The following is a 17,846-nucleotide window of genomic DNA, read 5'->3' as shown; positions in this document are numbered from 1 at the left end:
GCACCTGCTGCCCCGTCGCTCAGGCGGCGACGGCGACCTCGACCGACTGCGGCTGCGTCGGGATCAGCGCGAGCACGGGCCGCCTCGGCGGCACGACCTCACCGCCCGGCAGCAGCTCCCCGGTGTCGTCGAACACGATCGTCCCGTTGCACAACCGGCTCCAGCCCTGCTCGGGGTGGGCGGCGACGACGCGCGCGGCCTCACGGTCGGGGCGGTCGGCGGTGGGGCACGTCGGCTGGTGAGTGCACATGGTCTGACTCCGTCTTCTGGAAGTGGATCTCAAGGTGGAATGGCTCTGACTCCGGTTTCGAAGCTCTTGCTGACGCTGCACTTCTGACGTTCCGTTGATTCGAGGATGCCCCTCGAACGTCCCGGTCCTGTCACTGGTAATGACCGGGCGGGCAACGGCAACTCATCGGTGTCACAAGGAAATGTGAGCCGTCCCGCCCCCTTCCGCCATCGCCACCCCGATCCGCCGGTTCGTCTCGGCCCAGACGTCCGGCTCGACCTTCGGCAGGACGTCGCCCCACAGGATCAGGCCGCTGCCGCGCATCTGCTGCATGCCCTCGGGGCGGCCGATCAGGAACAGGTGGAGGTGGGCGCCGCCGTCGCCCCACTTGTTGACGTGGACGCGGGCGATGCCGCCGAGGGAGCGGACGGCCTGTTCGACGCGCTGCAGCATTCCGCCCATTTCCGCGGCGCGCTCGGGCGGCAGGTCGTGGAGGTCGTAGTGGCCGCGGGGCTGGAGCATGACCATCGCCGGGAGGGCCTCGGGCTCGGTGAAGCCGACGAGGCGCCAGTGGTCGTCGGTCCAGAGGAAGTCCTCGTCGGGCCGCCGGCACGCCGCACACGTGTCGGGGCCGGACTCGCCCTCGCGGGGCGGCTCAGGAAGGACCGGCGGTTCGAGAGTCTTGACGCGCAGGCCCTCCGGCTCGAACGGAAAGATGTCCCACATGGCGATCCCCTCGCCGGAGAAGGGGATCTGCTCACCTATCGGGAGGTTACGGACGTACGGGCTGGGCTCGGTTGTCATGATCGACAGAGTCGCACACGGCCGGAGCGGCACACCCATGGACTCCTGCCCCCGCACCCCCCACCCTGACCCCCATGGACTCCGGCCTGGTCACCATCCTCGTGCCCGTCGTGCTTGCCGTGATCATGTTCGGGCTCGGGATGAGTCTGACCGTGGGGGACTTCCGGCGGGTGCGGGAGTATCCGCGCGTGGTGCTCGTCGCGCTCGGTTGTCAGCTGGTGGTGCTGCCCGCCGTGTGCTTCGGGCTGGTCGAGGCGTTCGGGCTGGCCGCCGCTCCGGCGATCGGGATGATGCTGCTCGCCGCCTCGCCCGGCGGGACCATGGCGAATCTGTACAGCCATCTCTTCGGCGGGGATGTCGCGCTCAACATCACGCTGACCGCCATCAATTCGGTGCTCGCCGTTTTCACGCTGCCTTTGATCGTGAACTTGTCCGTCGGGCACTGGGGCATGGGGGACGACGGGAGCGTGGGGCTGCAGTTCGGGAAGACGCTGCAGGTGTTCGCGCTCGTGCTGATTCCCGTGGCGGTCGGGATGGTGGTGCGGGCCAGGCGGCCCGGGTTCGCCGAGCGGGCCGAGCGGCCCGTCAAGCTGCTGTGTCTGGTGATTCTGGCCGGGGTGATCGTGGCGGCGCTGCTGGCCGAGCGGTCGAACGTGGGGGAGTACCTGGCGGAAGTCGGGCCCGTGGCGCTGCTGTTCAGCTGCATCTCGCTGGCCACCGGCTATGTCGCGGTGCGGGCCGTGGGTGCCGCGCATCCCCAGGGCGTGGCCGCCTGCATGGAAATCGGGATGCACAACACCTCGCTGGCCCTGACGATCGCGCTCAGCCCCTCGCTCCTGGACAGCACGGAGATCGCCGTGCCCAGCGCCGTGTACGCGATCCTGATCTACTTCACCGCCGGGGCGGCCGGGTGGATCCTGAATCGCGTGGGCGCGGGCAAGGGCACGGCGACGACGGGCGCCGAGGTCAGATGAGGCGGCGGATCTCGCCCCGGACGCGGTAGAAGCCGCCCGCCGCAGGGTGCAGCGCGTCGACCACATAGCGCGCGCCCGGCTCCCGTATGCCGCGCGGGAACTGCACGTTCCACGACGGTTCGTAGCCCGACGAGACCACATGGACACGGAGCCGGTTGCCCTGCTGGGTGCACTCGACCACCACACCGTCCGCCGGCGCCACCGTCACCGTGTGCACCTCGGCGACCGTCCGCGCCGGGGTGTACGTGGGCGTCGCCGAGGAGTACTTGACGTCCACCGTGGTCGGGACCGAGCCCGACTGGGCGGCGGTGATGGCCGCGGGTGAGGCGTCGACGCAGACCAGGCAGCCGTCCGTGGTGACCATGTACAGCTTCTCGTCCAGGTACTGCATGGACAGCGCCGAGCCGTTGCCCGTGCGCAGCTTCCACAGACGGGTGCCGTCGGCGTCGAAGCAGTAGACCGAGGACGCGCTGTCACCGGCGAAGACATGGCGGCCGTCGGGGGAGGTGGCGCACGAGTAGACCGGGTCGTCGCAGCGGTACGTGCCCTCGATGGCGCCCGTGGCCTTGGACAGGCGCTGCACCGTGTGCTTGGCCGTCCCCGCGTACACCGAGGTGTCCTCCTGCCAGCCGAAGAGCACTCCGCCCCAGGTCGGCGAGTGCCACAACTCGCCGCCGCCGTCCGGCGCGTAGGCCGTCACGCCGCCCTGGTGGCCGTGGTACACCGCATCGCCGTCCGCGCGCACCATCCACGCGTGGGCGCCCGCCGACTTGCGCGACCACTGGTACTCGTCCTCGTGGTCGATCACCGTCAGGCCGCCGTCTCGGTCCGCGACGTTGAGCACACCCTCGTGGATGTCGAGCCAGAAGATGTCCACATCGTGTGCGATGTCGTACGCGGCGAACGGGAGCTTGGACGACAGGTCGTACACCTTGCCGTCGTCGCAGCCCGCATAGATCCAGAAGTCGTCCGCCACCAGGCACTTCACGCCGTCGGGCAGGTCATAGCGGGCGAGCACCTCGCCGCTGTGGCTGAGCGTGTACACATCGCCCGACTGGTTGCCCACCCAGCAGCGGTCCTCGTCGATGTGGATGCCGAACGCCGCCGATCCCGTACGGAAGCGCCACAGGACCGGAGCGGTGCTGCGGGCGCGCGACGGCGCGGAGGAGACCTCACGGCGTGTCACCGGGCGCGGGGCGCGCTGCCCCTGGACCGCGGGCGCGTAACCCTTCCGCACCTTCTCGCCGATCTTCTTCGCCGCGGCGGCCTGTGCCTTCGCCGGCGTCGGGAACGACGACGTCTGCAGCTGGCCCGTGGCGCCGATCCGTCCGTAGCGCACCGAGACGACCGTGCCCTCCACGGTCACCTCGTAGAACTTGTGCGCACCGCCGCCCTCCTGGGACAGCTCCAGATACGTATGCGAACGCTCCCCCTGCGCCATGCCACACCTCTCCCAGCTCGGGGCCCGGCGCCCCACCGGCGCTCGCGACCACTGGGAAAGACGTTACGGGCCGCCACTGACAACCGGCGGACCGGCCTCCGCCCGTCTGTCCTCGCTACCGTTGACCGATGACCACCCCCGGAGCGCAGCCGCCCGCCGATCTCGTCATCACCGACTGCACTGTGCTCGTCCCGGACCAGGACGACAGAACTCCCGTCCCCACGCCCGCCCCCACCCTCGCCGTCCTCCCTGACCACGCGATCGTCATCCGCGACGGACTGATCGACACCCTGCTGCCGAGCGCCGAAGCGACGGGCATCGACTCGCGCGAACGGATCGACGCACGCGGCCAGGTGGCGCTGCCCGGGTTCATCAACTGCCATACGCACGCGCCGATGGTGGCCCTGCGCGGAATCGCCGAGGACCTGCCCGTCGAGGAGTGGTTCAACGAGCGGATCTGGCCCATCGAGTCCCAGCTCACCGAACGCGACGTGGAGCTCGGCGCGCGCCTCGCGTGCGCCGAGATGATCCGCGCCGGTGTCACCTGCTTCGCCGACCACTACTTCGCGATGGACCGCGTCGCACGCGTGGTGGACGAGACCGGGCTGCGCGCCCAGCTCGGCTGGGCGTACTTCTCCTCGCAGGGTCCCGAAGGACGCGAGCGCTCCCTGGAGTTCGCGCTCGCCCACCAGGGTTCCGCCGGCGGGCGGATCACCACGGCGCTCGCGCCCCACGCCCCGTACACCGTCCTTGACGAGGATCTGGCGCAGACCGCACGGCTCGCGCGCGAGCACGGGCTCCCGGTCCATCTGCATGCTGCGGAGAACCGGGCGCAGACCGACAACTCCCTCAAGGAGCACGGCCGTACGCCCATCGAGATCCTCGAACGGACCGGTCTCCTCGGCACGGATCTCCTGATCGCCCACGCCACGGGCCTGATCGAGCGGGACTTCGCCGTCCTGGCCCGAGCGACCGGCCGGATCGCCGTGGCCACGGCGCCCCGCGGCTATCTCAAGTTCGGCTGGGACACCACGCCGATCGCCGAACTCGCCCGGATCGGCATCCCGGTGGGTCTCGCCACCGACGGTGCCGCGTCGAACAACACCCTCGACGTCTGGGACGCCATGGCCCTGACCGCTCTGACCCAGAAGCAGTCGACCCGCGACCCGCGCCGGCTCACCGCGCGCGAGGCGCTGGATCACGCGACGCGCCAGAGCGCCCAGGCGCTCGGACTCGCCGACCGGATCGGCTCCCTCGCCCCGGGCCACCGCGCCGACCTCGTCCTCGTCGATCTCGACGGACCGCACACGCAGCCCGTGCATGACCTCGCCGCCACCCTGGTGCACAGCGCGCGGTCGAGCGACGTGACGACCACGGTCGTGGATGGCCGGGTCCTGATGCGGGACCGGCAGCTGCTCACGGTCGACGTACGGGAGACGGTCGCCGAACTCGCCGAACGCCTGCCCGCGCTCACCGACCGCAGTCATGGACAGCGGATCCAGACGTACGAGGCATGAGCGGGTCGCGACGGCCCACGTTGTGCATCAACTCCGTGTCAGTCAGGTCACGTCGAGCACCGCGCTCCCGTCCGACGGTGTCTTTCCCGTAGACGCTTCGTTGCGCACAGGTGCCGCAACGAGACCGAGCACGGGGGTGCTCCATGAATCCACGCACAGGACGTGTCGTCATCGGCCGGTTCCCCGCGGGCGGCCCACGGGGCTCGTGGCCCGCCGAGGAATTCGCGCACGCGCGGCGGCTCGAGGGCGAGGCGGCCGAGGTCGTGATGGACCTTGCCTCGGATGCCTTCCTCGTCGTCGTACGCGGGCGTGAACTGGCCGAATAGGCCCGGACCCACGGCTCCGTACGGACTCACGGTCCGTACGGACTCACACCCCCGGCACCGACCCCACCGGCGGCTCCCCGTCCGCGAACTGCCGTGCCTGCAGCGAGTACAGCTCCGCGTACACCCCGCCCTGGTCCAGCAGCTCCTGTGGCGTGCCCGACTCCACCAGGCGCCCCGCCTCCAGGACATGCACGAGATCCGCGTGCCGTACGGACGCGAGCCGGTGCGTGATGAGGATGACGGTCTGGCCGGAGCCCGCCAACGCCCTGATCCTGTCGAAGACTTCGAGCTCGGCTCGCGCGTCCAGGGCCGCCGTCGGCTCGTCCACGATCAGGATCGAGCCGCGCCGGTACGCGGCCCGTGCGATGCCGAGCCGCTGCCACTGGCCGCCGGACAGCTCATGCCCGCCCGTGAACGCCCGCACGAGCAGGGTGTCGAGGCCGTGCGGCAGGTCCGTCACCACTTCCTCGGCGCCCGCGTCCGCCACCGCACCGGCAAGCCGCTCGTCGGTGAGCGGGACGGACGCCCGACCGATCGCAATATTGACCTTCGCCGTGAACGGCCAGCGCTTGAAGTCCTGCGCCACCATGGCGATCCGCTCGGCGAGCTGCGCACGGTCCGCGCCCGCCGCGTCCACGCCGTCCCACAGGATGGCGCCCTGCTGCGGGGCGTAGAGACCGGCAAGGAGCTTGACGAGGGTGGTCTTGCCCGAGCCGTTCTCCCCGACGAGCGCGATGATCTTCCCGGTCGGCAGATCGAGCGTCACGTCGTCGAGCGCGGGCCGCTTGCGGTCGCTGCCCGGATAGCGGAACGTCACCTTCTCGAAGCGGATCTCCCGCGGCTCTGCGGGCAGTTCGCTGCCGCCGAGCGGCACGGACCGGGTCGCCGCCTCCTCGTGCATCCGCTCCAGGTCACCGACGAACAGCGCGTTCTCGTGCAGTTCGCTGACCTCGAGGACCAGGGTGTTGAGGCTCGACGACCCCGTACGGATCGCGATCACCGCCGTGCCCGCCACCGCGAGCGACATCGCGTCCGTGAGCAGCAGCGCCCCCAGCGTCGTATACGTGGCGGCCGTGGCGAGACCCGTCCACGCGGCCGCGATCAGGCTGGTGCGGGCCTCCAGGCGCGCGAGCCGGGTCTGCTCGACCTCCGCGGACTGGGACATGGCGCGAAAGTGCCCGAGCAGGAACGGCCCGACCCCGTGCACCCGTATCTCCGGAGCCGCCCGCGCCTCCGTGAGCAGCGAGCTGAGCAGCCGCCCCGCGCGCGCGTGCTGCACCCACGCGTGGAAGGAGCGGTAGCGCCGCCGTGCGGTGGTCAGCGCGGCCCAGGCGCTCGGCAGGGTCATCGTGACCAGGAGCGGAAGGAGCAGCGGATGCAGCACGGTCAGCACGCCCGCGGCGGCGATCAGTGAGATCGCGGCGTTCACCACGCGGGTGGCGAGCGAGACCATCCGGCGGGCCGAGGCGGCCCCGTACTGCGCGGTGTCGAGCAGCTTGTGGAAGGCGTCGTCCTCGATGGCCGCCAGCTCCACCGACGCGGCCCGCTCCAAGTACTGCTCGGTGGCGACCCGTTCGACCTTCGGTTCGAGCCGTCCCGTCGCGTACGTGGACGCCGCGCGCAGCAGTGCCGAGACCGACAGGACGCAGGCCACCGTCACCAGCGCGGGCGTCGCGGCGGAGAGGCGCTCCTCGATCGGGGCCGTGGTCATCAGCTGCCCGAGCACACTGTTGACCGCGAGCAGACTGACCGCCTGGGCGACGCCCCGCCCCAGTTCGGCGCCGACCACGATCCGCGCGGCCTGCCGGTCCGCGCCCCACGCGAGCCGCAGACTCGCGGCGATGAGGGCGGGGAAGCGGCGCAAGAGTGCGATGAAGTCCAGCTGCAGCACCGCCTCCTCGTGCTGTGCCCAGCCGGTGTCGTAGCGCAGCGGCCCGCCGAAGAGGAGCCGCTCCGATTCCGAGGTGGCTCCCTCGGAATCCGCGGACGCGTCCGCTGCCTTGTCCGCTCGCTTGGTGTGTCTGTTCCTGGCCCCCCAGCCGAGTCCCACTCGGACCTCCGTTCGGATCGGAGGTCAACTATGGCCCGGCACAGGGGATTTGGGCAGGGCGTGAACCGGTCGCCTGGGGGCGCGTCGCGTCCGGCGGTGCTACGCCTCCGCGGGCCGCATCCACACCGGAACGGTCCGCGTGATCCGGCACAACGTCAGATACAGCGGAATCGGCGGCGTATAGGGAGCGTCACGCCCTGGATGGTGGATCAGCCGTGCCCCGCTCTGGCTCGGCGGCACCAGGGCCTGCGGCGCGTACCGCGCCGGCTCGGGCCAGTCCAGGGACTGCTGCGAGTGCGAGGGGACGATCCACCACCAGCGGTCGCCGGTCGCGTACACGCAGCCGACCTGCGACATCCGGCTCATCACCTGCCGGCCGAGCTCCGCGGGCATACCCACGGCGTCGCAGCCCAACTGGGCGCGCATCCCGTCGGGCAGCGGCAGCGGGATGTCGCTGAAGCGGCGGGCGAGTGCGGTGAGCCGGTCGAGTGTCATCGCACGCATGGTCAGCCCACCTCCTGGACGGCCGTACGGGGCAGGTGCGCCCACACCTCGAGTCCGAGGCCGGCCTCCTGGGCGCCCCACGAGCGGCAGAGCGCCTGGACCAGGAGCAGTCCGCGTCCGTGGTCCTCCCCGGCGTCCCGCGCGGGGTGGGGTGCGGGGCGGTCGGGGCCGCAGCCCTCGTCGATGACCGCTATCCGCACCAGGTCCGCCGTGTCGTCGTCGTGCAGTTCGCAGACGATGCGGCGGCTCGCGGTGTGCACGACGGCGTTCGTGACGAGTTCGGAGACGACGAGCGCGGCCAGGTCGCGGGTCTCGTCGCACAGCGCCCAGCCGAGCAGGCGGTCCCGGGTCATCCGGCGGGCGCGCGGCACGGCCTCGACGCCCGCGGGCAGCTCGAATCGGCAGCGTCGGCCGAGGTCCGGTTGTGCGGGTGCGTTACCGAGGGCCACGACCGGTTCCTAACGGAGCTGTGGGGTCACCGCTGCTCGAGGGCAGTGGAGAGCTTCCGGACGTCTTCACGCCTGCCACTATCTCCCCGTCGGGAACACTTGGCAAGAGTCACTCTGAAAATTGCAGAGTGCGGTGTTACACCTTGGAACGGCGTGGCACACTGCACGAACCGAGCGCGGCCGCCCCGTCTGTAACGGGCGGTCAGGCCGCGCTACAGAGCGACCCGAGCGAGGTAGACGTGAGCGAACCGCGGTCCGCTCCCACCGTGGGCCAGGTCGTCCTGGGCAAGCGCCTGCAGGAGCTGCGCGAGAGCGCGGGGCTCAAGCGGGAGGACGCCGCCCGGGTGCTGCGCGTCGCGGCCGCGACGGTACGCCGAATGGAGCTGGCCGAGGTCGCCTTCCGGATCCCGTACGTACAACTGCTGCTCAAGGCGTACGGGGCCGACGAGGAGGAGACCGAGTCCTTCATCGAGCTGGCCGAGGAGGCCAACAAGCCCGGCTGGTGGCAGCGGTACCACGACATCCTGCCCAACTGGTTCTCGATGTACGTGAGTCTGGAGGGCGCCGCCAGCCTGCTGCGGTCGTACGAACCGCACTTCGTGCCCGGTCTGCTGCAGACCGAGGACTACGCCCGCGCGGTGCTGAAGGCCGGTTCCATCGGCTCGATGGGCGAGGAGGAGATCGACCGGCACGTGGCGCTGCGGATGCAGCGCCAGGAACTCCTTGAGGGGCCGGACGCGCCCCGGCTCTGGGTGATCATGGACGAGACGGTCCTGCGCCGCACCGTGGGCACCCCTGACGTGATGCGCGGGCAGCTCGACCGGCTGATCGAGGCCACCAAGCTGCCCAACGTGACGCTGCAGATCGCGGAGTTCTCCGCGGGACACCACCCCGGGACCTACGGGCCCTTCGTGCTGTTCCGCTTCGGCGTGCCCGAGCTGCAGGACATGGTCTACGCCGAGTATCTGACCGGTGCCGTCTATCTGGACCGGCGCGCCGAGGTCGTGACGTACCTCGAAGCCATGGACGTGATGGCCGCGCAGGCCGCGTCGGCACACCGCACGAAGGAGATTCTCAAGACTCTCCGCAAGGAGCTCTGATGGATCAGCTGTCCGTGAACGGGGGCCGGATGGACGCCACGAGGAGTGAGGGCCAGTCGATCGACAACGAACCGATATGCAACGAGCCGATATACAACGGAATGCCCGCCCGTGAGCTGGGGGTCGAGGGCTGGCACAAGCCCTGGAGCGGCGGGAACGGGGGCAACTGCGTGGAGGCGATGAAGCTCGCCGACGGACGGATCGCCATGCGGCAGTCGAACGATCCCGACGGCCCCGCCCTGATCTACACGCTGGGCGAGATCCACGCCTTCATCGAGGGCGCGAAGGCCGGACAGGCCGACTTTCTGCTGTCATGATCAATGCCAAGCGCGGCACCATGTGCACCACGCGGCTCAACTCTCTCATCCAGTACGGGACTTGGAGCGCCTTATGAGCGATCGGATCGACACCAGCAAGCCGCACCCGGCCCGGATGTACGACTGGTTCCTGGGCGGCAAGGACAACTACCCGGTCGACGAGGCGATGGCGGAGCAGCTGCTCCGAATCGACCCGCGCGCCCGCGAGTTCGCCCGCGTCAACCGCGCCTTCATGCAGCGCGCGGTGCGCTGGCTGGCCGGGCAGGGCATAACCCAGTACCTCGACATCGGCACCGGGATCCCCACCGAGCCCAACCTCCACCAGATCGCGCAGGAGGCCGCGCCCGCATCCCGCGTCGTCTACTGCGACAACGACCCGATCGTGCTCGCCCACGCCGAGGCGCTGCTCCGCTCCACGCCCGAGGGCCTCACGGAGTACATCCAGGCGGATGCCCGCAACCCCGAGGTGATCCTCGACCACGCGGGCAAGTTCCTCGACTTCGACAAGCCCGTCGCACTCTCGATGCTCGCGCTGCTCCACTTCGTCTCGGACGAGGACGGCGCGTACGACGTCGTCGACAAGCTCGTCGAGCGGCTCGCGCCCGGCAGCTACGTTCTGCTGTCCCAGACGACCGGCGACTTCAACCCCGGCGGCGCGGACGAGGCCCTGGAGCTCTACAAGGCGCGCGGTCTCGTCCTCGCCCTGCGCTCGCGCGAGGCCTTCGCGCGCTTCTTCCACGGCCTGGAGTTCATCGAGCCCGGTGTCTCGCTGACCGCCGAATGGCACGCCGAGCTGGGCGAGCCCGTGCCGGTGGCCGGCGACGAGCCGATCCCCGGCTACGCGGCGGTGGCGCGCAAGCCGTGACGGGACTCAGACGCCGCGCACATGCCGGGCGACCGTTTCGGCGATCGCCCGGCTGAAGCGCAGCACGCCCGGTGACTTCTTCGGGCACGGCCTCGCGTCCTTGGTGAGCGGGGCCAGACAGAAGTGCAGGTAGTCGTCGGCGCTGTGCAGCCGGGCGATCCCGTTCGCGCAGTACGCGGGGTGCTTTCGCTCGTAGGCCGTGCACGGCAGTTCCTGTACGTGGGTGTAGCGGGCGCCGGGCCGGCTGACCGCCGCGCCCGCGTCCGCGGTGAGGTCGCCGGAGGCGGCGGCCTGCTTCTCGTACAGCGCGTTGATCCGCTGGATCCGGTCCGTGGACATCGGATCGGGTCCCTGCAGCACCCAGACGATCGTGGGCCGCGCGATCCCCGCACCGGCCGCTGCCCGCTCGATCTCCTTGGTCAGGGCGCGGGCGTCGGCGGCGTACCGCTCGTAGTAGGCCGCTGAGCCCTGCGCGATGCCGTCCATGCAGGGCGTGTAGCCCCAGGAGTTGCCCCAGAACTGCAGCACCACGACCTCGGGCTTCACCTCGCGCACGAGTGCGGCTGCGCGGTGCTGCGGCGGTACGAGGAGGCTGTCCTGGTCGCGCAGGTAGTCGCAGAGGGTGGTGCCGGAGTACGGGGCGTTGCGCAGGGTGGCGGTTTCCTCGAGGAGACCGGCGAGGACCGTCTGGTTCTCCATGGCGAGGGAGTCGCCGAGGTAGAGGGCCGGGACGGGGTCGCGCGGGGCGTCCGGTTTCCTGCTCCCGGCCGCGGGGTCCGGGGTCTTGGTCCTGTCCGCCGCACCGGCCTTTCCGTCCGCCGCACCGGCCTTTCCGTCCGGTGTCGGGGAGGCCGGCCTCGTCGGTGTCGCGGCGGCCCCCGACGGGTCGGAGGCGACGAGCAGCCGCCAGCCGAGCACGGCGACGGTCAGCAGACCGAGCACGGTGAGGGCGACGGCCCAACTCGTGGTGCGCTTGCCGGGCATGGGACTCCCTGAGGCCGCGGACATGGACGCACCACGGTGGCGGGTCGGCGCGCAGAGGTCTATAGGCTCGGGGGAGCAGTTTGCGGGCGAGACTCCTCGACGGTCGTGCTCGGGAAACTTGCCTACGCGCTCATCGGCCGGTCGTCCGGACGGATCGGCGCGGGCAGCGTGGTGCGGCCCGTGAGCCGCCGGTCGATCGCGGCCGCCGCCGAACGTCCCTCCGCGATGGCCCACACGATCAGCGACTGCCCGCGCGCCGCGTCCCCCGCCGCGTACACCCCCGGCACGTTGGTCGCGAACTCGCCGTCCCGTACGAGGACTCCGCGCGGGTCGAGCTCCAGGGCGAGGCCGTCGATCAGGCCGTCGGAGCGGTCCGGGCCCGAGAAGCCGAGCGCGAGCAGCACCAGGTCGGCCCGCAGCACCCGTTCGCTGCCCGTGCGCGGGCGGCGCTCCCGGTCGACCTCGACCAGATGCACCTCCCGCACGCGCCCCCGGTCGTCGCCCGTGAACTGCAGCGTCGACGCCTTGAACAGCCGGGCGTCCGCGTCCGCGTGCGGCGCGGTCTCCAGGTCGCGGGCCTCCTCGTGGGCGGCCGACAGGCGGTAGATCTTCGGATAGACCGGCCAGGGCTCCTCCCGCTCGTCACGGTCGGCGGTCGGCTGCGGGTAGATGTCCAGCTGCGACACCGAGGCGGCGCCCTCGCGTACCGCCGTGCCCAGGCAGTCCGCGCCGGTGTCGCCGCCGCCGATGATGATCACACGCCGGCCCGCGGCGGAGAGCGGATTGGCGGACAGATCGCCTTCGCAGACCTTGTTGGCGAGCGGCAGGTACTCCATGGCCTGGTGGATCCCGTCCAACTCCCTTCCGGGGAGGGGAAGCTCGCGCCACGCGGTGGCGCCGGTCGCGACGAGGACCGCGTCGTAGCGCCCCCGCAGCTCGCCCGCCGTCAGGTCACGGCCCACCGTCACCGACGTACGGAACTTTGTGCCCTCCGCCTTCATCTGCCCGAGCCTGCGCTCCAGATGGTGCTTCTCCATCTTGAACTCGGGGATCCCGTACCGCAGCAGCCCGCCCAGCCGCTCGTCCCGCTCGTACACCACCACCGTGTGTCCGGCGCGCGTCAGCTGCTGCGCCGCCGCGAGGCCGGTGGGTCCGGAGCCGATCACGGCCACCGCCTTGCCGGTCAGCCGGTCCGGCGGCTGCGGGATCGCCCAGCCACGCTCCCAGATCCGGTCGGCGATCGCGACCTCGACGTTCTTGATGGTGACCGCGGGCTGGTTGATCGCGAGCACACAGCCTGCCTCGCAGGGCGCCGGGCACAGCCGGCCGGTGAACTCGGGGAAGTTGTTCGTCGCGTGCAGCCGGTCCGCGGCCGCCCACCAGTCGTCACGGGCCACCAGGTCGTTCCACTCGGGGATCAGATTGCCGAGCGGGCAGGCCTGGTGGCAGAACGGCACCCCGCAGTCCATGCAGCGGTCCGCCTGGGTCGCGATGATCGGGAGCAGTGCGCCGGGGACGTACACCTCCCGCCAGTCCCGCACCCGTTCCGCGACGGGGCGGCGCGGCCAGTCCTCGCGTCCGGCGGTGAGAAAGCCCTTGGGATCGCCCATGGCCGGTCTCCCTTGCGACGGCTGTCAGTGGGTCCGGGGCGCTTCTTTCGTCACGATACGTCGGGTCTCCGGGGTCGGCACCATGCACGGCGGAGGGGTCTCGTACGACGTACGCGAGCAGCGTTTGTACGGTGGCGGAGCAGTCTCAGGCGGAACGGACAGGGATGGACATGACCACGTTGCGATGTGCGGTGCTCGACGACTACCAGGGCGTGGCGGAATCCCTCGCCGACTGGTCGCGCCTGGCCGAAGAGGTGGACGTCCGCTTCGTCCGTACGCATCTGGACGGGCCCGACGCGGTGGCCGCCGCGATCGCGGACTGCGAGATCGTGGTAGCGATGCGGGAGCGCACCCCGTTCCCGGCCGAGCTCTTCGAGCGGCTGCCCGCGCTGCGGCTGCTGATCACCTCCGGAATGCGCAACGCCTCCATCGACCTCGCTGCGGCCGCCCGGCACGGCGTGACCGTGTGCGGTACGGCCAGCAACTCCGAGCCGCCCGCCGAGCTGACCTGGGCGCTTCTGCTCGGGCTCGCCCGCCGGGTGGTTCCCGAGGCGAACGCGCTGCGGACGGGCGGTCCCTGGCAGTCGACGCTCGGCGCGGACCTGCACGGGCGACGGCTCGGCCTGATCGGCCTGGGGAAGATCGGGGCCAAGGTGGCCGCGGTCGGACAGGCCTTCGGGATGGACGTGGCCGCGTGGAGCCGGAATCTGACGGACGAGCGGGCCGTCGAGGTCGGGGTCACCCGCGTGGACTCGCTGGACGAACTCCTGGAGAGCAGTGACTTCGTCTCCGTGCATGTGCAGTTGGGCGACCGGACCCGCGGTCTGCTCGGCGCCGACGAGCTGAAGCGGATGCGGTCGACGGCCTTCCTGGTCAACACCTCGCGGGCGGCGATCATCGACCAGGAGGCGCTGCTGCAGGCGCTGCACGAGGGCTGGATCGCGGGCGCGGCATCCGATGTCTTCGACACCGAGCCCCTGCCGGCCGACCACCCGCTGCGCACCGCACCGCACTTCATCGGGGTGCCGCATCTGGGGTATGTCACGCGGCGCAATTACGAGGGGTACTTCCAGGGGGCCGTCGAGGACATCGAAGCGTTCCTGGGCGGGGAGCCGGTGCGCGTTCTGGGGTGACCGGTGCGGGTTCCCGGGTGGGTGGGGCGTCGGCGGGCCGGTTCAGTCGTCCGGGCCGCGCCACCCGGCGAGCCGGGCCTCCACCTCCGGGGACACCCGCCGGCGGGCCTCCGCGCGGGCCACGCCCGCCATCAGGAGCGCGTCGTACTCCGTGTCGAGATGCCGCACCGCCGCCCGCAGCGCCGCCGTGACCGCGCCCGGATCGAGGGCGCGGCCCGCCGCGCTGCGTCCGACGCGTCCGCTGCCGCGCAGTGAGGCGTGCCCGGCGACCGCGTGGGCACGGTCCCGCGGGCACCCGGGGAACAGCCGCAGCAGCTCCGTGGCGAACGCCGCCGTGAACCGTACGTCCTGCTCGGCCCTGCGGGCCGCGTCCCGCTCACGGCGCCGGGCCCGCGCGTCCGCGTCGGCGAGGCAGGCCTCCTCGGCCCGGGCGAGGGCGGCCTCCTCGACGAGGACGCCCTGCCGCTCGTACCGACGGCGCCGCGCATTGCGCCGGACGACGACCACGGACAGCGAACTGCCCTCGCGCGCACGGCGCGTGAGGGCAGTATTGCCGCGCGGCAGATAGACGAGGTGCCCGAGGTCCGCGCAGTCCAGGCAGTGCGGTGCGCCGTCCGCCATGACGAGCAGAGGGAGCGGGCCGCCGCGGCACTCCGCGCAGTGCCGCCGCCCGCGCGGCTCGACCGCGACCAGATCCATTGCGCCTCCGTGACTCCCGTATCGCTCAGGCGGCGAGGGCGAGCACCATCGCCGCGCAGGCCGCGAGCGAAGCGACGCCGCGGACGTGGTTCCAGGCCGTCCACTCGGTGACGAAGGTCTTCCACTCCGCTTCCGTCCCCGGGGCCTGCGGGTCCATCTTGTCCAGGGCGTTGTTCCGCGGAACGTTCGCCGAGGCCGTCACACCGAAGCTGCCCACCAGGTACAGCACACAGCCGATCAGAAGCTCCCACGCGCCCTCGTCCGGCCAGATCACGAAGGTCATCACGGCCAGCACGGCGCTCAACAGCGCCGTACCCACGAACACGCCCAGGAACACCGGGTTCATGATCAGCCGGTTGAGCTTCTGCATCGCGACAAGACCCTGCGGCCAGGGCAGCGCCCCGAAGGTCTGCATCACGGACGTGGAGAAGGCGAAGAACACCCCGGCCATCAGGCCGCAGCCCAGCGCCGTCACCAGGGTCAGCGCGAAGTACGGTCCTTCGATCATGACAACTCCTAGAAAGATGTGGGGTGTTGGCGCCGCGCCAGATCCTGCACGGCCCCTGCTCTCACCACAAGTGAAATCCCTGCGGACCCACCGCACCATCGACCAGGCGCGCACCCCCATAAGCGAGCGTCTCGCGCCCGGTGGGAGCGGGCGTCCGGCGCCCCGGCATCATGGTTTCCGTGCGCCTGACACCGATCACCTGGGACCACCTGACCGACGCCCTCGCCGACCGCGTCCTCGCCCTGAAGGCACAGGACGGCGGTGAATGGCTGCGGATCGGGCTGGACGGCGCACCTGCCGCGCGCACCGGCGAGCTCGCCGAGTCCCTCGCGCAGGAGCTGCGGATCCGGGGCCGCTCCCCGCTCGTCGTCCCGACCCAGGGCTTTCTGCGCCCGGCGTCCCTGCGCTACGAGCACGGCCATCACGACGCCGATTCCTATACGGAGGGCTGGTTCGACACCGGCGCCCTGTGGCGCGAGGTCTTCGGACCGCTGGAGCCGGGCGGTTCGGGGCGGGTCCTGCCCGACCTGTGGGACCCGGCCGCCGACCGCGCCACCCGCAGCGCACCCGTCGGACTCCCGCCCGGCGGCGTCCTGGTGCTGCACGGCCCGCTGCTCCTGGGCCGCTGGTTCCCGTTCGACCTGTCGGTCCACATCCGCCTCGGCGCCGCCTCCCTGCGCCGCCGTACACCCGAGGACGAGCTGTGGACACTGCCGGCGTTCGAGCGGTACGAGCAGGAGGTGCGGCCGGACGAGACGGCCGACGTGGTCGTACGGGCCGACGATCCCCGGCATCCGGCGTGGAACGGCTGAGCGGCACCCTCACGGTGGTGCGGGGTCACGCACCGTAGCCGATACGGCCGTCCGGGTGCGCGCCCCGGATCCCGGGACGAGAATGAGTCCGCCGGTTCCTGCGGTGCCGTCCGTGCCGCGCCGGTCGGCCGGAAACCGGGAGGTATCCCATGACCACCGCCGCAGACATCATGCATCCCGGGGCGCAGTGGATCCCCGCCCACGAAACCCTGGACCGTGCCGCACAGCTGATGCGCACCCTCAACGTCGGCGCCCTGCCGATCAGCGACGAGAACGAACGGCTCTGCGGCATCCTCACGGACCGTGACATCGTCGTCGGCTGTGTCGCCATGGGCCACGACCCCTCGAAGGTCACCGCCGGCGACATGGCCAAGGGCACGCCGCGCTGGGTCGAGGCGGGCGCGGACGTCGGTTCCGTACTGGAGGAGATGCAGAGCCACCAGATCCGGCGGCTGCCCGTGATCGACAACAAGCGGCTCGTCGGAATGATCAGCGAGGCGGACCTCGCCCAGCACCTCACGGAGGACCAGATGGCGACCTGGGTGGAGAGCGTCTACGCGAAGCGCTGACCGCCGTCGTACGAACGGGCCGTCCCTCGGGTGAGGGGCGGCCCGTTCGTACGTGCACCCGCGGTAGGGGTACCCACGGCACGTCCATCCGACGCACCCGCCGCCGTGAGCCGGCCCAGAAGGCCATAACTGGGATGATCCGCCCTATGACGCGAACCGACGGCTATCTCCTCGACAACCGCCAGGCCGAGGCCGGAGAGCGCTTCGACGCGCTGTCCGCGCTCTTCGACCCGTCCACCTTCCGGCACTTCGAACGCCTGGGCGTCGGTCCCGGCGGGCGGGTCTGGGAGGTGGGGGCCGGCGGGACCTCCGTGATCGACTGGCTGGCCCGGAAGGTCGGCCCGACCGGGCGGGTCCTCGCCACCGACATCGACACCGCGTGGGCGACCGGTGCGGCCCGCCCGCCCGTCCAGGTGCTGCGCCACGACGTGGCCGCCGATGAACCCCCGGGCGACGGCTTCGACCTGGTGCACGCGCGGCTCGTCCTGGTCCATGTGCCGGACCGCGAGCGCGCGTTGCGGAACATCGTGCGGGCCCTGCGGCCGGGCGGACGACTGCTCGTCGAGGACGCCGACCCGGTGCTGCAACCGCTGGTCTGCCCCGACGAGCACGGCCCGGAGCAGCAGCTGGCGAACCGGCTGCGGCAAGGCTTCCGCGCGCTGCTCGCCGACCGCGGCGCGGACCTCGCGTACGGCCGCAAGCTGCCCCGGCTGCTGCGCGGGGCCGGACTCGCGCAGGTCGAGGCGGACGCGTACTTCCCGCTGGCCTCACCGGCCTGCACCGCGCTGGAGTCGGCGACGGTACGCCAGGTGCGCGACCGTCTGGTCGCGTCGGGCCACGCGACGCACGCGGAGATCGACCGCCACTTGGCGAATGTCGAGTCCGGCGCGATGGATGTGGCGACCTCGCCGATGATCTCGGCTTGGGGGCGGAAGGGGTGAGGGGAGCGATGTGA

The 17,846-nt window shown here is 71.3% G+C and carries 20 protein-coding genes; 10 read left to right on the top strand and 10 right to left on the bottom strand.

What is annotated here, in order from left to right; genetic code table 11:
* Nucleotides 1-19: 19 nt before the first annotated feature.
* Both ACIBI4_RS16390 and ACIBI4_RS16385 read right to left on the bottom strand, forming a co-directional pair.
* The gene (locus tag ACIBI4_RS16390; RefSeq protein WP_399204555.1) at nucleotides 20-250 is read right to left on the bottom strand and encodes a DUF5999 family protein; all 231 of its coding nucleotides are present in this window, start codon (nucleotides 248-250) and stop codon (nucleotides 20-22) included.
* A 171-nt stretch (nucleotides 251-421) separates the two neighbouring features.
* Entirely contained in the window at nucleotides 422-1,033 is a 612-nt protein-coding gene (locus tag ACIBI4_RS16385; protein WP_399204554.1) for an HIT family protein, read from the bottom strand.
* 74 nt (nucleotides 1,034-1,107) lie between these two features.
* Between ACIBI4_RS16385 and ACIBI4_RS16380 the strand changes: the two genes are divergently transcribed.
* Nucleotides 1,108-2,007: a bile acid:sodium symporter family protein gene (locus tag ACIBI4_RS16380; RefSeq protein ID WP_399204552.1), complete on the top strand. Its 900-nt coding sequence runs from the start codon at nucleotides 1,108-1,110 to the stop codon at nucleotides 2,005-2,007.
* Here the strand turns inward: ACIBI4_RS16380 and ACIBI4_RS16375 are convergent.
* On the bottom strand, nucleotides 2,000-3,448 hold the full coding sequence (locus ACIBI4_RS16375) for a WGR domain-containing protein (RefSeq protein ID WP_399204551.1): 1,449 nt from the start codon (nucleotides 3,446-3,448) through the stop codon (nucleotides 2,000-2,002). The genes ACIBI4_RS16380 and ACIBI4_RS16375 overlap by 8 nt on opposite strands.
* A 128-nt stretch (nucleotides 3,449-3,576) precedes the next feature.
* On the opposite strand from ACIBI4_RS16375, the gene ACIBI4_RS16370 reads away from it, so the two are divergent.
* Together ACIBI4_RS16370 and ACIBI4_RS16365 are read left to right on the top strand one after the other, a co-directional pair.
* On the top strand, nucleotides 3,577-4,965 hold the full coding sequence (locus tag ACIBI4_RS16370) for an amidohydrolase (RefSeq protein ID WP_399204550.1): 1,389 nt from the start codon (nucleotides 3,577-3,579) through the stop codon (nucleotides 4,963-4,965).
* A 143-nt stretch (nucleotides 4,966-5,108) separates the two neighbouring features.
* A complete protein-coding gene (locus tag ACIBI4_RS16365; protein ID WP_399204549.1) occupies nucleotides 5,109-5,291 on the top strand; it encodes a hypothetical protein in 183 nt (60 codons plus the stop codon).
* A 43-nt stretch (nucleotides 5,292-5,334) separates the two neighbouring features.
* Here the strand turns inward: ACIBI4_RS16365 and ACIBI4_RS16360 are convergent, their stop codons facing one another.
* From ACIBI4_RS16360 to ACIBI4_RS16350, 3 genes are all read right to left on the bottom strand, one after another.
* Nucleotides 5,335-7,221 (bottom strand): ABC transporter ATP-binding protein, encoded by a 1,887-nt coding sequence (locus ACIBI4_RS16360; RefSeq protein WP_399204820.1) that lies wholly within the window; start codon nucleotides 7,219-7,221, stop codon nucleotides 5,335-5,337.
* A gap of 219 nt (nucleotides 7,222-7,440) precedes the next feature.
* Complete coding sequence (locus ACIBI4_RS16355; RefSeq protein WP_399204548.1) at nucleotides 7,441-7,845, bottom strand: hypothetical protein; 405 nt, start codon at nucleotides 7,843-7,845, stop codon at nucleotides 7,441-7,443.
* A gap of 2 nt (nucleotides 7,846-7,847) precedes the next feature.
* Nucleotides 7,848-8,294 carry an ATP-binding protein gene (locus tag ACIBI4_RS16350; RefSeq protein ID WP_399204547.1) on the bottom strand — a complete coding sequence of 149 codons (447 nt, stop codon included), beginning with the start codon at nucleotides 8,292-8,294 and terminating at the stop codon, nucleotides 7,848-7,850.
* A 239-nt stretch (nucleotides 8,295-8,533) separates the two neighbouring features.
* Here ACIBI4_RS16350 and ACIBI4_RS16345 point away from each other — a divergent pair, with 239 nt between their 5' ends.
* The 3 genes from ACIBI4_RS16345 (at nucleotide 8,534) to ACIBI4_RS16335 (ending at nucleotide 10,576) form a co-directional block, all read left to right on the top strand.
* Nucleotides 8,534-9,394 (top strand): helix-turn-helix domain-containing protein, encoded by an 861-nt coding sequence (locus ACIBI4_RS16345; RefSeq protein ID WP_399204546.1) that lies wholly within the window; start codon nucleotides 8,534-8,536, stop codon nucleotides 9,392-9,394.
* Between the two features lie 29 nt (nucleotides 9,395-9,423).
* Nucleotides 9,424-9,711: a DUF397 domain-containing protein gene (locus ACIBI4_RS16340; RefSeq protein ID WP_399204819.1), complete on the top strand. Its 288-nt coding sequence runs from the start codon at nucleotides 9,424-9,426 to the stop codon at nucleotides 9,709-9,711.
* 73 nt (nucleotides 9,712-9,784) lie between these two features.
* Nucleotides 9,785-10,576: an SAM-dependent methyltransferase gene (locus ACIBI4_RS16335; RefSeq protein ID WP_399204545.1), complete on the top strand. Its 792-nt coding sequence runs from the start codon at nucleotides 9,785-9,787 to the stop codon at nucleotides 10,574-10,576.
* Between the two features lie 6 nt (nucleotides 10,577-10,582).
* Here the strand turns inward: ACIBI4_RS16335 and ACIBI4_RS16330 are convergent, their stop codons facing one another.
* Entirely contained in the window at nucleotides 10,583-11,560 is a 978-nt protein-coding gene (locus tag ACIBI4_RS16330; RefSeq protein WP_399204544.1) for an SGNH/GDSL hydrolase family protein, read from the bottom strand.
* 122 nt (nucleotides 11,561-11,682) lie between these two features.
* On the bottom strand, nucleotides 11,683-13,170 hold the full coding sequence (locus tag ACIBI4_RS16325) for a glutamate synthase subunit beta (RefSeq protein WP_399204543.1): 1,488 nt from the start codon (nucleotides 13,168-13,170) through the stop codon (nucleotides 11,683-11,685).
* A gap of 170 nt (nucleotides 13,171-13,340) precedes the next feature.
* Here ACIBI4_RS16325 and ACIBI4_RS16320 point away from each other — a divergent pair, with 170 nt between their 5' ends.
* Nucleotides 13,341-14,303 (top strand): D-2-hydroxyacid dehydrogenase family protein, encoded by a 963-nt coding sequence (locus tag ACIBI4_RS16320; protein ID WP_399204542.1) that lies wholly within the window; start codon nucleotides 13,341-13,343, stop codon nucleotides 14,301-14,303.
* A 42-nt stretch (nucleotides 14,304-14,345) separates the two neighbouring features.
* Here ACIBI4_RS16320 and ACIBI4_RS16315 read toward each other — a convergent pair whose 3' ends face one another.
* Entirely contained in the window at nucleotides 14,346-15,002 is a 657-nt protein-coding gene (locus tag ACIBI4_RS16315) for a DUF2293 domain-containing protein (protein WP_399204541.1), read from the bottom strand.
* A gap of 25 nt (nucleotides 15,003-15,027) precedes the next feature.
* Entirely contained in the window at nucleotides 15,028-15,510 is a 483-nt protein-coding gene (locus ACIBI4_RS16310) for a DUF1772 domain-containing protein (protein WP_399204540.1), read from the bottom strand.
* A gap of 179 nt (nucleotides 15,511-15,689) precedes the next feature.
* Between ACIBI4_RS16310 and ACIBI4_RS16305 the strand changes: the two genes are divergently transcribed.
* The 3 genes from ACIBI4_RS16305 (at nucleotide 15,690) to ACIBI4_RS16295 (ending at nucleotide 17,832) form a co-directional block, all read left to right on the top strand.
* On the top strand, nucleotides 15,690-16,322 hold the full coding sequence (locus tag ACIBI4_RS16305; protein ID WP_399204539.1) for a uridine kinase: 633 nt from the start codon (nucleotides 15,690-15,692) through the stop codon (nucleotides 16,320-16,322).
* Nucleotides 16,323-16,471: 149 nt separating this feature from the next.
* Nucleotides 16,472-16,891: a CBS domain-containing protein gene (locus tag ACIBI4_RS16300; protein ID WP_399204538.1), complete on the top strand. Its 420-nt coding sequence runs from the start codon at nucleotides 16,472-16,474 to the stop codon at nucleotides 16,889-16,891.
* Nucleotides 16,892-17,037: 146 nt separating this feature from the next.
* The gene (locus ACIBI4_RS16295) at nucleotides 17,038-17,832 is read left to right on the top strand and encodes a methyltransferase domain-containing protein (protein ID WP_399204537.1); all 795 of its coding nucleotides are present in this window, start codon (nucleotides 17,038-17,040) and stop codon (nucleotides 17,830-17,832) included.
* Nucleotides 17,833-17,846 lie beyond the last annotated feature (14 nt).

Source organism: Streptomyces sp. NPDC050418 (assembly GCF_044458745.1).
Classification (GTDB): domain Bacteria; phylum Actinomycetota; class Actinomycetes; order Streptomycetales; family Streptomycetaceae; genus Streptomyces.
The sequence above is the reverse complement of the archived record's forward strand: the minus strand, read 5'-3'. Positions and strand labels throughout refer to the sequence as shown.

Bases quoted from the DNA above. Each gene is read 5' to 3' on its own strand.
- ACIBI4_RS16370 (WP_399204550.1), top strand. From the start codon at position 3,577: ATGACCACCCCCGGAGCGCAGCCGCCCGCCGATCTCGTCATCACCGAC.
- ACIBI4_RS16375 (WP_399204551.1), bottom strand. From the start codon at position 3,448: ATGGCGCAGGGGGAGCGTTCGCATACGTATCTGGAGCTGTCCCAGGAG.
- ACIBI4_RS16385 (WP_399204554.1), bottom strand. From the start codon at position 1,033: ATGACAACCGAGCCCAGCCCGTACGTCCGTAACCTCCCGATAGGTGAG.
- ACIBI4_RS16365 (WP_399204549.1), top strand. From the start codon at position 5,109: ATGAATCCACGCACAGGACGTGTCGTCATCGGCCGGTTCCCCGCGGGC.
- ACIBI4_RS16335 (WP_399204545.1), top strand. From the start codon at position 9,785: ATGAGCGATCGGATCGACACCAGCAAGCCGCACCCGGCCCGGATGTAC.
- ACIBI4_RS16380 (WP_399204552.1), top strand. From the start codon at position 1,108: ATGGACTCCGGCCTGGTCACCATCCTCGTGCCCGTCGTGCTTGCCGTG.
- ACIBI4_RS16295 (WP_399204537.1), top strand. From the start codon at position 17,038: ATGACGCGAACCGACGGCTATCTCCTCGACAACCGCCAGGCCGAGGCC.
- ACIBI4_RS16300 (WP_399204538.1), top strand. From the start codon at position 16,472: ATGACCACCGCCGCAGACATCATGCATCCCGGGGCGCAGTGGATCCCC.
- ACIBI4_RS16325 (WP_399204543.1), bottom strand. From the start codon at position 13,170: ATGGGCGATCCCAAGGGCTTTCTCACCGCCGGACGCGAGGACTGGCCG.
- ACIBI4_RS16355 (WP_399204548.1), bottom strand. From the start codon at position 7,845: ATGCGTGCGATGACACTCGACCGGCTCACCGCACTCGCCCGCCGCTTC.
- ACIBI4_RS16320 (WP_399204542.1), top strand. From the start codon at position 13,341: ATGACCACGTTGCGATGTGCGGTGCTCGACGACTACCAGGGCGTGGCG.
- ACIBI4_RS16315 (WP_399204541.1), bottom strand. From the start codon at position 15,002: ATGGATCTGGTCGCGGTCGAGCCGCGCGGGCGGCGGCACTGCGCGGAG.
- ACIBI4_RS16330 (WP_399204544.1), bottom strand. From the start codon at position 11,560: ATGCCCGGCAAGCGCACCACGAGTTGGGCCGTCGCCCTCACCGTGCTC.
- ACIBI4_RS16340 (WP_399204819.1), top strand. From the start codon at position 9,424: ATGGACGCCACGAGGAGTGAGGGCCAGTCGATCGACAACGAACCGATA.
- ACIBI4_RS16390 (WP_399204555.1), bottom strand. From the start codon at position 250: ATGTGCACTCACCAGCCGACGTGCCCCACCGCCGACCGCCCCGACCGT.
- ACIBI4_RS16310 (WP_399204540.1), bottom strand. From the start codon at position 15,510: ATGATCGAAGGACCGTACTTCGCGCTGACCCTGGTGACGGCGCTGGGC.